A 13,297-nucleotide genomic window follows, 5' to 3' on the forward strand; every position below is an offset into this window, starting at 1 on the left:
CCGGAATTTCCGGGGTTTTTTGTTTCTTGCTTGACTTTCTAAATTTTTCAGGTTTACATTTGCTCCTATGAATTACACAGTGAGACAACATCATCACCATCACCATCATTGCGCGTAAGCAGTGACACCCCTTCGTGCATCAGCACAAACAGCAGTAATTCATCAAACAATCTTCTTAATTACATATTTTCTTACTCATGGCATTACTTAAAGTAGCTGTCCAAAAGTCAGGCAGGTTGAGCGAAGACTCATTGAAGCTCTTCAGAGAGTGTGGTATCAAGTTTAACAACGGAGCGAAGAAGCTCAAAGCGCAATCGCATAATTTCCCAATTGAATTCTTGTTTTTGCGAGACGATGACATTCCCGGATATGTGGAAGATGGAATCGCCGATATTGGGATTGTAGGGCAAAATGTGCATGACGAATACCAGAAAAATGTGGAAGTGGTGAAGACATTAGGGTTCTCAAAGTGCCGCTTGTCACTCGCTGTTCCCAGAGAGGAGGAGTATACTGATGTGGCTTACTTTGAAGGTAAAAACATCGCAACTTCTTATCCGAATATCTTGAAGAACTACCTGGATTCTAAAGGGGTAAGTGCAGAAATTCACGAGATCAGTGGATCTGTGGAGATTGCTCCTGGTATTGGCCTGGCAGAGGGTATCTGTGATATCGTTAGTTCTGGGAGTACCCTGCTCAGCAATGGTCTCAAAGAAGTAGAAACAGTTATGAAGTCTGAGGCCGTGATGGTGGCTAGTAAGAGCTTGTCCACAGAGCAGCAGCAGTTACTCGATCAGCTCATTTTCAGAATCAATTCGGTTTTGGAAGGTAAGAATAATAAGTACGTACTGCTCAATGCACCCAATGACTCATTGGATAGAATTATTGAACTGTTGCCTGGTATGCGTAGCCCCACAGTGCTGCCGCTGGCGGACAAAGGCTGGAGTAGTATCCACTCGGTCATTAATGAAGATACCTTTTGGGAAAACATAGAGCAGTTGCGAGAAGCCGGGGCAGAAGGTATATTGGTAGTCCCAATTGAAAAAATGATCCGATGATAGCTATATACGAGAATCCCACTGCTAATGAGCTGGACCGAATCCTTCAGCGACCGTCGTATAATTTTTCTAAAATCGAAAAGGTAGTAGCGCCTATACTGGACAAGGTAAAACGTGGAGGTGATAAAGCGCTCAGAAAACTAGCACTGGAATACGATCATGTAGAGTTAGATGATCTGTGGGTGACCGAAGAGGAGTTTGCAGAGGTGGAGGACCAGGTGCAAGACACGCTAAAGGAAGCAATCCAGATGGCTCATGCTAACGTGAAGAAGTTTCACGAGGCACAGAAGCAGTCTCAGCTGGTGATGGAGGTGATGCCGGGTGTTGTTTGTAGTAGACGATCAGTACCTATCCAGAAGGTAGGTCTCTATGTGCCAGGAGGCTCTGCACCATTGTTTTCTACCGTGTTGATGCTGGCAGTACCCGCCATCATTGCGGGCTGTGAGGAGGTCATTATCTCGTCACCCACCAATCGATTGGGTAAGATCAATCCTACTGTGTTGTACACAGCAAAGTTGGTAGGTGTGAAACGAGTCTTGAAACTCGGAGGAGCTCAGGCCATTGCCGCGTTGGGATATGGAACCGATACAGTGCCTAAAGTAGATAAGATTTTTGGTCCTGGTAACCAATATGTAACGGTAGCCAAACAAATGTTGGCCAAGCAGGATGTGGCCATTGACATGCCTGCTGGACCTTCAGAGGTTTTAGTAGCTGTAGACAAGCATAGTAACGCAGCATATGCCGCATCAGATTTACTGGCACAGGCTGAGCATGGACCGGATAGCCAGGTGGTCTTGGTTTCTACCAGCAAGAAAAAAGCTGCCGAAGTGAACGAGGAAGTGGTCAAGCAATTGAGTCACTTAAGTAGGAAGAAAATAGCAGAGAAGGCATTGGCACAGAGTGCCATGATCGTGGTGGAAGGAAGAAAAGAAATGTTGCAGATCATCAATGATTATGGTCCAGAGCATTTGATTATCAGTACAGATAAACCCGAAAAGCTAGCTGAAAAAGTCATTAATGCAGGTTCGGTATTTGTAGGGGAGTTAACTCCAGAATCTGCTGGAGATTATGCTTCTGGTACCAATCACACGTTGCCTACCAATGGTTGGGCCAGATCCTTCAGTGGTGTTTCTTTGGATTCATTTGTGAAAAAAATCACTTATCAGCGGATCACCGAAGAAGGCTTGATGCTACTAGGACCAACAGTGGAGCGAATGGCAGAGGCTGAAATGCTCGATGCTCACAAAAATGCAGTAACAGTACGACTCAATAAACTAAGAGAAGATGGTATCTCCGGAAAGTCTCGTAAGGAATCACCTGAAAGCGGTGAAAGCTTACTCTTCGGCAAGGGATGAGTTTGAAGGGGAAGCGGAGGTTTTTTTGGATGCAAATGAAAACTCTATAGGTTCCGCAACGGAAGGGTTTTATAATCGCTATCCAGACCCACATCACAAGGCGTTAAAAGAAAAGTGGTCAACTATCAAAGGCGTAAGTGCCGATCGGATCTTCTTTGGTAATGGTAGTGATGAACCCATTGATTTACTCATCAGGTTGTTTTGCGAGCCTGGCCTTGACCACATCATCACCTTGCCACCAACGTATGGCATGTATGGCGTCAGTTCAGCTATCAACGCCGTGGAAAATGTGCAAGTACCATTGACAAGAGCCTTTCAATTGGATGTGCCTGAACTCAAATCAAAATGGACCACTAACGCCAAACTCCTCTTTCTTTGTTCTCCGAACAATCCGACAGGCAATCTGCTCGGCAGAGAAGATATGTTAAAGGTTATTCAAGAGTTTCCTGGAATAGTGGTAGTGGATGAAGCCTACATTGATTTCTCTTCCGAGCCTAGCTGGATAGAGGAATTATCGAACTATAGGAATCTGGTAGTACTTCAGACCTTAAGCAAAGCATGGGGAATGGCCGGTATTCGTGTGGGTGTAGCGATGGCTGATCCGTACATCATCTCCATGTTAGAGAAGATCAAACCACCCTATAACCTCAGTCAGGCCAACCAGGAGTTAGCGCTGCAAGCTTTGCAAAATGAAAATAAGAAGAAGCAACAGGTTGAACTGTTACTTACCGAAAGGGAAAAGCTGATTCCAGTCCTTCAGGAAATGAAACAGGTTAATGAAGTGATACCGAGCGCTGCTAATTTTCTGTTGGTTCGCTTTGAGCGTGCTCAGGAATTGTTTGAGTATTTGATAGCCAACAAGGTAATTGTAAGAAACAGAACGTCCAATTTGAATTGTGAAAATGGATTGCGATTGACCATCGGGATGCCCAGAGAAAACGAACGATTGGTTGAATTAATCAAGCAGTTTTATAGGGATAGAGCTTGATGGGGATGTGCCGTTGATAAAGCTCAAAATCTTTGTCCAGGGTGAAGATTTCTAATTGATTGTTATCAGCAACAGCGCAAAGAAGTAAATCTACTGTACTGCCTTGAATGCCGTTTTGTCGGCAAACCGTATGATAGCGTGCTGCTTTTTCATAATCTGACACTGTGATGGGATAATTGTCAAAATTTCTCAGTTGCCTCTGAAGTTGTTCAAACTGATGAATTTCTTTGAAACCAGTAAGCAATTCCTGCCTAATAGGACCGATTAGAATAGCCTGATTTAGCGTAATCAACTTTCTGAGTGTAGAGGTTACCTCTGAGTCCAATTGCTTTTTTCTTCTAAGCACGACAGACCATACGTTGGTGTCAACCAATACGCTCATTCTGATTTCGGAATCCTTTTATTTCCTCTTTTTCTTTCGGCTTTATAATCGTATGATTCATCCCAATCCAAAGTCCCAAACAACTCGATGATACCCAGTTGTTTTTTCTTTTGGACATACTCTGCCAATGCTTCATTCACTGCCGATTTTTTAGTCTTGTGATTGCCATACTTTACGGCCTCCTCAAGTAATTTCTGATCAATATCCAGGTTGGTAGCCATTTTCACACAATTTGTTACACATAAAGCTACACAATATCTTGTGTGAAAGTTCATTTTATTCAAAATAGTATCTTATCTACAATCTGCTTTTCTCTTTTCTAACTCATCAAAGTAGGATAATTTGCACTGAAATTTGAATCCATGAGACCAATCCTATTCATCGACCGAGACGGCACTATTAACCACGAAACGGAGGACGAACAAATCGACCACATCGACAAGGTCAGTTTTCTGAGTGATGTGTTTTTCTATCTGCGAAAAATACAGGCTGAGTCCAATTACCTGCTGGTAATGGTCACGAATCAAGATGGCCTTGGAACGGATTCGTTTCCTGAAGATGCCTTTTGGCCGGCGCACAACTTAATTATGAGAACACTGGAAAGTCAGGGTATCCACTTTGATGCAGTACATATCGATGAACACTTTCCAGCAGATAACCATCCGAATCGAAAGCCTGGAACAGGTATGCTCACTGAATACATGAACGGAGATTATGATATCAAGAATAGCTATGTCATTGGTGATCGTACTACGGATATTCAGCTAGCGGACAATCTGAGTTGTAAGGGAATACACATTGCTAATGGAGCCACTACCAATGCGGCCTTGACTACCGATAGCTGGAAAGATATTTACGAGTTTCTTATTCTGAAGCCAAGGAAAGCATCTGTACAACGTACGACGAAGGAGACTGACATTCACATAGAAGTGAATCTGGACGGATCGGGTAAGACCGAAATAGCGACAGGACTTGGATTTTTTGATCACATGCTGGACCAGCTAGGCAAGCATGGAGGAATTGATCTGAAGGTACGGGTGAAGGGCGATATACACATCGATGAGCACCATACCATAGAGGATACAGCGTTGGCTCTTGGGGAGTGTTTCTTGAAAGCGCTTGGAGATAAGAAAGGCATTACTCGCTATGGCTTTCTATTACCGATGGATGATGTGCTAGCACAGGTAGCGGTTGATTTTGGAGGCAGGCCCTGGTTGGTTTGGGAGGCTGATTTCAAACGCGAAAAAATAGGAGAGATGCCTACCGAAATGTTCATGCACTTTTTTAAATCCTTCTCAGATACCTCCAAATCTAACCTCAATATCAAGGCCGAAGGCGAGAACGAACACCATAAGATTGAAGGTATTTTCAAAGCCTGGGCCAAGGCGATCAAGATGGCCATCCACCGTAACCCTGATGAGATGAGTAGTCTGCCAAGTACCAAAGGAGTGTTGTAGCAATAGTAGGATTTTGATATCTTTAGTGACCTTCAAAATCTATCCAAATGAATAATCCCGTAGGTTGGTTCGAAATCCCTGTCAATGACATGGATCGGGCAAAGAAATTCTACGATGCAGTTTTTAGCATTGACATCAATATCCAGGACTTTGGCAATCTGCTCATGGGCTGGTTTCCATCTGATTTGGAAAGTCATGGCTCATCGGGGACACTTGTGAAAGCAGAATCTTATGTGCCATCTCATGAAGGCACCATGGTGTACTTTTCGGTAGAGGAGATTGACGAGGTATTGCCAGGAATTGAACCGGCTGGTGGAAAGATCATTAATAAGAAGCAGAGCATTGGCGAATATGGCTTTGTTGCCCACTTTGAAGATTGCGAGGGCAATCGGGTAGCATTGCATCAACGACCAAAAATGTAGAACTTACTCAGACGTGTCTGACTATCATCAATGTAAGCCGAATATTACTTGTTTCCTTTGGGTGAAACATGTTTACAGTTTTTGAAATCCTATCAATCAACGATGTATTTGAAGTCCTTAATCCTTCTTTTATTCTGTAGTCAAATAGCATATGCTCAGGACAAAAAGACTCAGCGTTTCATTGAAGACTACCTTCAGGTGGCATTTTGGGAGGTTCAGGGAGCTAACCGCCCGCTGATCAAATGGGCCCAGGAAAAGCAGCAAATCACCTACAGAATCGTTGGTGAACACGCCTACTTAAACGATAAGTCGTGGAAGGAATTTATTACTGAGTTAGAGAAGCTAACGGGTAAGGACATTATTGACACTCAGGAAGCTGATTACGATATTTTGATCTTTTTAGGGGAACTGAATGAGTATGCTCGCATCACTGGTAGTATGATTCCTCCAGGAGCAAGTATTCGCTTTAACAACTGGAGCAACCGAACCTGGAATACTCAATACCAGTTGCAGAAAGCCAGTTATTGTCTTGTACCTTCCAAAATCAATACAACCTATGAAGGAGTCTACCATCTGAAACGCGGTTTTCTGAAGTCTTTGGGTATTCTGGGTGAAATCGATGACCAATACAGCATTTTCTACAAGTATCCTTCCTCATCCAGCAAGGACCTGTCACGACTGGATAAGCGGTTGATCAAACTGCATTATCATGATCAAGTGGTTGTAGGGAGTGATCATTCTACCATAGAGAAGCGTTTGTATGATTTGCCAAATATCGAAGACCTAGCCAGAGAAAAACTTTGATCGATTACCTGTTAAGGATTGTTTTCCACTCGCGATAAGCAGGCCTTTCCTGATCCGACCCGTTGATCAATCCCGTGTCTCTCCACAACCGGGCAAGAGGTTTAGTATCATCTGGAAGTGCGTCGTATAGCTCATCATAGTCTTTGTGTGCCCACCAAATCACGAATTGGTAGTCGTGTTCCTGCGCATTGGACAGGAGCAGCTGAGCATAGTCTTTTTGCGTACACTCGTCTGCAGTAAGGGTAAACTCCTGCAATTCAAGGTCTTCAGCGATCTGTGTTGTTTCCACAAAAGCGATGGGTGCAGTGATATTTTCATGAAGAAAATCAAAATCAGCCTGAATATCCATATCTGAAAATACACCGTGCATGAAAGGGTAGTAACTCACAGCTACAAAATCCATGGTATTGACATATGAGAAGATTTCATTTACATATTCGGCATCCTCAGAATCAACTAGACTATGTAAGCTGATAGATTCCGAAATCAACAGGTCCGGATAGAGTTCATAGACTCTTGGCTTTAGATTGCTCATCAGCGTCTTGTACCCTTCCCATTTATCCGGTTGCTTCAGATAAAACTCATTGACTTCCATGGCGATAACCAGATACTTGACATTGCTGAAGTCTTTCAGAACGGCTGTCAGAAAGTTGAAATAAGCATCTTCAATCTGCTGATCGGAAAGGCTGCCATACATGGGTGTTTGATTATTATACGCCGTGATCAAGTCATTGCGTTCTGGATTGAAAAGACTCACGGATACGACCAATTCATTGTCCGCGATCTGATTTTCTACCCGGGTATTGATGTCTCGGCCGGCATCTTCTGGAAGTGGACGGCCATCAAACAGGCCAAACCATGGAATGTGGTTATCAAACTGTTCGGAATAGATGTCACCATTTTCACCTATAAACTCATAAGTATTGGTGCGGGCTTCAGGTGATTGGGCGTAGGTCCAGGTGCTAAAGCCCATGTTGAAAGTCCTATTGTTGATGATAAGGGTATCATTGGGTTCATAGCACTCCATCAGCGGCGTTGTGGGTGTGGAAGGATCCTCAAAATCTGGTGCTTCTTTGCATGAAATAATCAGGCAGAACAAGCCTATCAATAAAGCAAAAAGTAGTTTCAAATGTGTTTGCTGGTTTGGTCAATAAGAGCAAAGATAGTGCTCCTGTGGTTTTAATCAAGGCAGAGAATATCAAGGAGGTATTGGATGGGTTAATTCCTGAGGTGGAACAGTAATCAGTTGCCGCGCATCTCTGCCTGGCGCATGGGCATAGAATCAATGATGGAGAACAGTTTGCTTGCTTTGAATAAGCCAAATTCGCGTTGCTTGATACTTCCATCTAAGCCCACCAACACCACTTCATATGCTTTACCAGAGGAGTATTTTGCGAAAGCGGAATTGGGCTGCCATTTTTTGTCATCGAGCTGTAATTGGTAGCGTTCTGGGGTGATCAGGTAAGTCAATAACCTACGCTCTTCCACACCTTGACGATTTTCATGCAGTTCATCAAGTTGCTTCTGAACTAATGGGTGATTTTGCTCTACGGTGAGGATGAGCAACAATCTGTTTTCCCACCGGTGTTGACTCAAATCCTGTGAACAGAGCGTCATTGGTAACAGTAGTAAAGCAGCGATCATCCATTTCATATGCTAAATAACCATTCATATAGATACATGTTTGAGAATAAGTCGGAGCGATTACCTTTGAAGACATGAATTCCAAACGAATACACTTCATCATAGCAGGTCTTTTTATCGTCTTTGCTGCAGTACAGTACAACGACCCGGACCCATGGCTTTGGATCCTGATTTACGGGGCTGTTGCCTTAGTGGCAATCGTTAAGGTCTACTTTTCTCAGGTGAATTTCACTCCATTGATTTTGACATTGCTACTGATTTTACTTTTCTACACCTTCACTTTCATTCCGAGTGTGCTAGACTTTTTTGAAAGCAGTAACAAGTCGGATCTGGTAGGCAAAATGAAGGCGGAGGACCCATGGATCGAGGGAACTCGCGAGTTTGGCGGGTTACTGATTGCGATCATTGCATTAAACTATTTGAAAAGAAGTAAAATAAACTAGAATGAAGAAGCTATTAATCATCGCTATCCTGCTGGTAGGAGTTACCCAGATGTATGCCCAGCAGACTACTTTCATTTTGATGCGTCATGCAGAAAAAGTGGCGGATGGCACCAAGGATCCTGGCTTGACTGAGGAGGGAACAGCACGATCAATGAGACTCAAAGAGATGCTGTCAGAGCAGCCTGTTGCTGCCATCTTTAGTACTCCTTACCAGCGGACGAAACTCACCGTGACGCCACTCGCAGAAGCTAAGGGAGTTTCTCTGCAAGTATACCAGCCATTTCAGGAGGGGTTTTTAGAGCAGTTAATGGCCGCTTATCCAGGACAGACCGTGGTGGTCTCCGGACATTCCAATACCATTCCGATGTTGGTTAATAAGCTTATTGGTGAAGAGAAATACGAACAACTGGACGAGAGCGATTACAATGATTTGTATATCGTGACCGTTGATCAGCTAGGTGAAGGAACGGATGTTCACATCAATTACTAATCCTTATTGCGAACATAGATCAGCTTGTATTTGCCACCTCGTTGGTTTTCTCTTTGCTCCACTTCGAACTTGTTGATTGAGCTAATCATTGGTGTGAGCTTCTGGAATCCATAATTTCTGGAGTCGAAGTTGGGTTGTTTTTTCTGTAGCAAGCTCCCCACATCACCTAGAAAAGCCCAGCCGTCTTCGTCCGCACAATCATTGATGGTGGCACTGATCAGTTTGATTACTTTATTGGTGATTTTCTCATCGTCAGACTTTCTGGTTTTGGCGGTCTTATTAGACGATTCCTTCTCTTCGGCTTGCTTTAGGATTTCGATGTAGATAAATCGATCACATGCTACGATGAAAGGCTCTGGTGTTTTCTTCTCACCGATCCCGATCACTTTCATACCCGCTTCACGCAATCTGGTAGCCAGTCTGGTAAAATCACTATCGCTTGATACGAGACAGAAGCCTTCCACTTTACCTGAGTAGAGGATGTCCATCGCGTCGATGATCATGGCTGAGTCTGTGGCATTTTTACCGGAGGTATAAGCGTATTGCTGCACGGGAGTGATGGCATTTTCCAGCAGCATGTTTTTCCATTTGGAGAGGTTGGGCTTGGTCCAGTCACCATAGATCCTGCGGATAGATGGGTTGCCATATTTGGCGATTTCCTCCATCATTTCTTTCACATAGGCAGAAGGGATGTTGTCACCGTCTATGAGTACGGCCAGATTCAGGTCTTTGTCCATGGGGTTAAAGGTAGGGTTTCTTGCCGTCTTCGGTGAGTTGATAAAGACTTTCTGGTTACTGATATTAACCTTGCATAGTGGAGATATCTTCACCATGACCTACAAACGTCTAATTGCAAACCTTGTTTGGAGGAAGATGAACAAATACAGTGTCAGAAAAAACTATCTCAATGGGAGAAGTACGAAGATTGACTGGAGCCGACTGGACGTGACTGGAGAGCGACTGGAGCCGACTGGAGGATGACTGGGAAATGACTGGAGGAGCACACCTGAAAAAGGTGCCGAAATACCAGAATTGCGGTATTTCTTCTGAACCGGAAAACATAGATCTTGTGAAGCAATATTCTAAATGCCCGGCCTCTACCAAAACAAATACCGCAGCGATTCTGCACGTCATCCTACGTGGGATTATTCGTCCCAGGCTGCCTATTTTGTGACGGTCTGCACCAAGAATAGAATTTGTTGGTTTGGAGACGTGATCGATGGGGAAATGCATTTGTCACCGATCGGCGTATTGGTCCAAACCGAATGGATGAAAACACCCGACATGCGTCCAGGTATGAATTTAGAATTGGGTGCGTTTCAGGTGATGCCCAATCATTTTCATGGCATTTTAATTATTGGTGGGGCCAATGATAATGATAACGTCGGGGATAGGGACACAACGCATTGCGTCCCTATCCCACAATTTCCATCGTCATCCAAACGTTGGCCCAACCAATTCGGTCCGCAATCCAACAATCTGGCGTCCATTATCCGAGGTGTCAAATCCGCCGTAACCACACAGGTGCGAAAAATGGATGATCGTTCAACATCTGATTTTGCCTGGCAATCACGGTTTCATGACCATATCATCCGGGATGAAGCGTCCTGCCAGCGCATTTCCAATTACATCATACAAAACCCCTCGAATTGGAAATCGGATAAATTTCACCAATAAGGAATAAAAGAAACATGCCGGTCCACATTTGTAGATCACCTCATTAAGAATGTGAAACCACTGCCCCCTTCATCAACTGATACCCACTAAATAGCACCCACACAGAATTCACCACCACGAAGGGAAAAATCCCATTCATGTAAGCATTGTAAAGGAGCATGGCGGAGGAGACCAGATTCAATAGCAGATAGATTCTGGATTTCGCAGTAATGACATGAAAGACGTTGAGCGAAAAGCCCAAGAGGAGTAAAGCTGCTCCACACCAGCCGATGATTTCTATTGAGTTCATATTGAAAAAATTGGTTTTGACATATAAAGTCTGCAATCAGGCGAATTTATCAACTGGAGGGGTGAGAAGTTAAATGATTATGAGTACCATTAGGTACATTAACTGTTCTTCACAAAAATCTTACCTCTGCTTGGGTAGTACTTTTCAAACAGGTAATAGTTGATACCATCTTTCAGACCTACATCTGGCACCATCATGTTTTTGGCACCGGCAGCCATCATCGCATGCACGTAAATCTCCGAAGCTGGCACGATCACATCCGCCCGGTCAGGGTTCAGTTGCAGTCTGTTGAGGAGCTCATCCATGGTCAGGTTGCGCAAGTAGTCTTGCACACGCATGATGTTTTCCAGACTGATCTTTCGTTTGGAAGCTCGGGGAGAGAGTTCATAGATTTTATTGATATTTCCTCCCGTACCTATGGCAGTTACCTTCTCTTTATGTCCTTTCAGTTCATCTTTTACCCATTTTTCTATTTCATTCCAGACCTTGGGTGAATCATAATGTTCCATTCGGCGCACAGATCCGATCTTGAAGGACTTGGAAGCTACCTTTTTTTGCTTGTAGTAAAAATTCAGCTCAGTGCTACCACCACCCACGTCAACATGCAGGTAGATTTTGTCATCCAGATCCAGGCTGATCACCGAGTTGATCATCTCGGCTTCTTTCATTCCTGAGATAATATTGATTTTTAGTCCTAGCTCATCTTGTGCGCGCTGGGCGAGTTCTTTTCCATTTTTGGATTCTCGCATCGCAGAGGTGGCACAGCCATAGTAGTGATCTACCTGGTAGAGCTCCAATAGCGTTTTGTAGGCACTCATCAGCTTAAGGAAACGCTCCTGATTGTAGGTGCTGATTTGTTTGTTGGCAAACACATCCTGTCCCAGTCTCAAAGGAAAACGAACATATTGAAGCTTCTTAAAAGTGATGAGCTTTTCGTATTCGATCACTTTGGTGATCTGAAGGCGGATGGCGTTGGAACCAATGTCGATAGCAGCGAGTCTCATTTCAGGTAAAATTAATTTTTTACAGACAGGGGAACTGACAAAAGAGGATTTTTATTCTATTATTTGGCGTGTATATTTGCATCCACATTTATCGAGAAAGGCTGAGGGATTGGGCCCTTTGAAGCCTTGGCAACCTTTTCTGACCATGTCAGGATTTCGGTGCCACTTCCCAGTGAGACCTAGAGTCTTACAGAGATAAGTGATCCACACTACTGATACCTTTCTCCCTTAAATGTGCTTAAACGACAAACGAATGAGCAAGCTATTAGACATAGCCAGGGAAAGAGTGTTGATACTGGATGGTGCCATGGGTACCATGATTCAGCGCCACAAACTGGAAGAAGACGATTTTCGTGATGATGAACTCAAGGATCATCCATCTCCGCTAAAGGGGAATAATGATTTGCTTTCATTTACCCGTCCCAAAATTATCAAAGAAATACACGCGCAGTATTTTGCTGCTGGTGCTGATATAGTAGAGACTAACACCTTCAGTGGTACCACCATAGCCCAGGCAGACTATGGACTAAATACCGACTATTGGGTGCATAAAATCAACTTTGAGGCAGCGAAGATAGCTAAGGAAGTTGCTGTGGAATTTACAGCTAAAGAACCCCATAAACCAAGATTTGTGGCTGGCTCCATTGGACCAACCAATCGGACTGCATCTCTGTCTCCAGATGTGAATGACCCTGGTTACAGAGCGGTGACATTTGACGGATTAAAACAAGCCTATAGCACACAAGTCAGAGCGTTGATAGAAGGTGGGTCGGACATACTTTTGGTAGAGACTGTATTTGATACGCTCAACGCAAAAGCTGCGCTGATGGCTATAGATGAGGTTTGTGCGGAGTTGGGGGTGCAAGTACCAGTGATGGTTTCCGGTACAATCACCGACGCATCAGGCCGAACACTTTCTGGCCAAACAACAGAGGCTTTCCTAATCTCCATTTCTCACATGCCGCTATTAAGTGTGGGTCTCAACTGCGCGCTAGGTGCCAGTCAGTTGAGACCGTATTTGCAGACCCTATCTGAAAAAGCAAACTTCCTGGTAAGCGCACACCCTAATGCAGGTTTACCGAATGAGTTTGGAGAATATGACCAGACTCCAGAAGAAATGGGAGACCAGGTAGAGGAGTATCTGAAAGAGAACTATATAAACATACTTGGTGGATGCTGTGGAACTACCCCTGAGCATATAAAAGTAATAGCGGAGCGTGCTCGGCGGTATTCGCCTCGGCAGCTTTCGGTGATCAGTGAACAGTTATCAGAAATCAACTAAGAAGA

Annotated in this window: 18 protein-coding genes and 1 riboswitch; of the genes, 11 read left to right on the plus strand and 7 right to left on the minus strand. The window is 44.0% G+C overall.

Annotation, left to right across the window (positions count from 1 at the left end; translation table 11 throughout):
* Nucleotides 1–197 precede the first annotated feature (197 nt).
* The 3 genes from hisG to hisC are packed head-to-tail and all read left to right on the plus strand — an operon-like array spanning nt 198 to nt 3,398.
* Entirely contained in the window at nt 198–1,055 is an 858-nt protein-coding gene (gene hisG / locus ACO067_RS19415; protein WP_421877209.1) for an ATP phosphoribosyltransferase, read from the plus strand.
* Nucleotides 1,055–2,410: a histidinol dehydrogenase gene (gene hisD, locus ACO067_RS19420; protein ID WP_421878326.1), complete on the plus strand. Its 1,356-nt coding sequence runs from the start codon at nt 1,055–1,057 to the stop codon at nt 2,408–2,410. The genes hisG and hisD overlap by 1 nt, the downstream gene beginning before the upstream one ends.
* Nucleotides 2,382–3,398, plus strand: a complete 1,017-nt coding sequence (gene hisC / locus ACO067_RS19425) for a histidinol-phosphate transaminase (protein ID WP_421877211.1) — start codon at nt 2,382–2,384, stop codon at nt 3,396–3,398. Before hisD ends, hisC begins: the two co-directional genes overlap by 29 nt.
* Here hisC and vapC read toward each other — a convergent pair.
* Entirely contained in the window at nt 3,370–3,780 is a 411-nt protein-coding gene (gene vapC, locus ACO067_RS19430) for a type II toxin-antitoxin system VapC family toxin (RefSeq protein WP_421877213.1), read from the minus strand. The two genes, hisC and vapC, sit on opposite strands and share 29 nt — an antisense overlap.
* Nucleotides 3,777–4,001 carry a type II toxin-antitoxin system VapB family antitoxin gene (locus ACO067_RS19435; protein WP_421877215.1) on the minus strand — a complete coding sequence of 75 codons (225 nt, stop codon included), beginning with the start codon at nt 3,999–4,001 and terminating at the stop codon, nt 3,777–3,779. The genes vapC and ACO067_RS19435 overlap by 4 nt, the downstream gene beginning before the upstream one ends.
* A 141-nt stretch (nt 4,002–4,142) precedes the next feature.
* Between ACO067_RS19435 and hisB the strand changes: the two genes are divergently transcribed.
* The 3 genes from hisB to ACO067_RS19450 all read left to right on the plus strand — a co-directional run bounded on the left by hisB (nt 4,143) and on the right by ACO067_RS19450 (nt 6,463).
* On the plus strand, nt 4,143–5,237 hold the full coding sequence (gene hisB / locus ACO067_RS19440; RefSeq protein WP_421877217.1) for a bifunctional histidinol-phosphatase/imidazoleglycerol-phosphate dehydratase HisB: 1,095 nt from the start codon (nt 4,143–4,145) through the stop codon (nt 5,235–5,237).
* 47 nt (nt 5,238–5,284) lie between these two features.
* The gene (locus ACO067_RS19445; RefSeq protein WP_421877219.1) at nt 5,285–5,659 is read left to right on the plus strand and encodes a VOC family protein; all 375 of its coding nucleotides are present in this window, start codon (nt 5,285–5,287) and stop codon (nt 5,657–5,659) included.
* Between the two features lie 108 nt (nt 5,660–5,767).
* Nucleotides 5,768–6,463: a hypothetical protein gene (locus ACO067_RS19450; protein WP_421877221.1), complete on the plus strand. Its 696-nt coding sequence runs from the start codon at nt 5,768–5,770 to the stop codon at nt 6,461–6,463.
* A gap of 4 nt (nt 6,464–6,467) precedes the next feature.
* On the opposite strand, the gene ACO067_RS19455 is transcribed toward ACO067_RS19450, so the two are convergent.
* Complete coding sequence (locus ACO067_RS19455) at nt 6,468–7,592, minus strand: hypothetical protein (protein WP_421877223.1); 1,125 nt, start codon at nt 7,590–7,592, stop codon at nt 6,468–6,470.
* Between the two features lie 113 nt (nt 7,593–7,705).
* Nucleotides 7,706–8,116 carry a DUF4174 domain-containing protein gene (locus ACO067_RS19460; protein WP_421877226.1) on the minus strand — a complete coding sequence of 137 codons (411 nt, stop codon included), beginning with the start codon at nt 8,114–8,116 and terminating at the stop codon, nt 7,706–7,708.
* Between the two features lie 65 nt (nt 8,117–8,181).
* On the opposite strand from ACO067_RS19460, the gene ACO067_RS19465 reads away from it, so the two are divergent.
* Both ACO067_RS19465 and ACO067_RS19470 read left to right on the plus strand, forming a co-directional pair.
* Nucleotides 8,182–8,550 carry a transmembrane 220 family protein gene (locus ACO067_RS19465; RefSeq protein WP_421877228.1) on the plus strand — a complete coding sequence of 123 codons (369 nt, stop codon included), beginning with the start codon at nt 8,182–8,184 and terminating at the stop codon, nt 8,548–8,550.
* Nucleotide 8,551: 1 nt separating this feature from the next.
* On the plus strand, nt 8,552–9,040 hold the full coding sequence (locus tag ACO067_RS19470; protein WP_421877231.1) for a histidine phosphatase family protein: 489 nt from the start codon (nt 8,552–8,554) through the stop codon (nt 9,038–9,040).
* On the opposite strand, the gene ACO067_RS19475 is transcribed toward ACO067_RS19470, so the two are convergent.
* Nucleotides 9,037–9,777 carry an NYN domain-containing protein gene (locus ACO067_RS19475; RefSeq protein WP_421877234.1) on the minus strand — a complete coding sequence of 247 codons (741 nt, stop codon included), beginning with the start codon at nt 9,775–9,777 and terminating at the stop codon, nt 9,037–9,039. The two genes, ACO067_RS19470 and ACO067_RS19475, sit on opposite strands and share 4 nt — an antisense overlap.
* On the opposite strand from ACO067_RS19475, the gene ACO067_RS19480 reads away from it, so the two are divergent.
* Together ACO067_RS19480 and ACO067_RS19485 are read left to right on the plus strand one after the other, a co-directional pair.
* Nucleotides 9,776–10,021 (plus strand): hypothetical protein, encoded by a 246-nt coding sequence (locus tag ACO067_RS19480; protein WP_421877236.1) that lies wholly within the window; start codon nt 9,776–9,778, stop codon nt 10,019–10,021. The genes ACO067_RS19475 and ACO067_RS19480 overlap by 2 nt on opposite strands.
* Nucleotides 10,022–10,126: 105 nt before the next feature.
* Nucleotides 10,127–10,717: a transposase gene (locus tag ACO067_RS19485; RefSeq protein WP_421877239.1), complete on the plus strand. Its 591-nt coding sequence runs from the start codon at nt 10,127–10,129 to the stop codon at nt 10,715–10,717.
* A 43-nt stretch (nt 10,718–10,760) separates the two neighbouring features.
* On the opposite strand, the gene ACO067_RS19490 is transcribed toward ACO067_RS19485, so the two are convergent.
* Nucleotides 10,761–11,006 carry a CBU_0592 family membrane protein gene (locus tag ACO067_RS19490; RefSeq protein WP_421877241.1) on the minus strand — a complete coding sequence of 82 codons (246 nt, stop codon included), beginning with the start codon at nt 11,004–11,006 and terminating at the stop codon, nt 10,761–10,763.
* Between the two features lie 98 nt (nt 11,007–11,104).
* Nucleotides 11,105–12,010, minus strand: coding sequence for a Ppx/GppA phosphatase family protein (locus tag ACO067_RS19495; RefSeq protein WP_421877243.1), 906 nt, complete (start codon nt 12,008–12,010; stop codon nt 11,105–11,107).
* Nucleotides 12,011–12,095: 85 nt separating this feature from the next.
* A riboswitch (SAM riboswitch) is annotated at nt 12,096–12,212 on the plus strand.
* A 51-nt stretch (nt 12,213–12,263) separates the two neighbouring features.
* Here ACO067_RS19495 and ACO067_RS19500 point away from each other — a divergent pair.
* A complete protein-coding gene (locus tag ACO067_RS19500) occupies nt 12,264–13,292 on the plus strand; it encodes a homocysteine S-methyltransferase family protein (protein ID WP_421877246.1) in 1,029 nt (342 codons plus the stop codon).
* The last annotated feature ends 5 nt before the right edge of the window (nt 13,293–13,297 follow it).

The sequence above is a fragment of the Marinoscillum sp. genome, assembly GCF_965229915.1.
Lineage (GTDB): Bacteria > Bacteroidota > Bacteroidia > Cytophagales > Cyclobacteriaceae > Marinoscillum.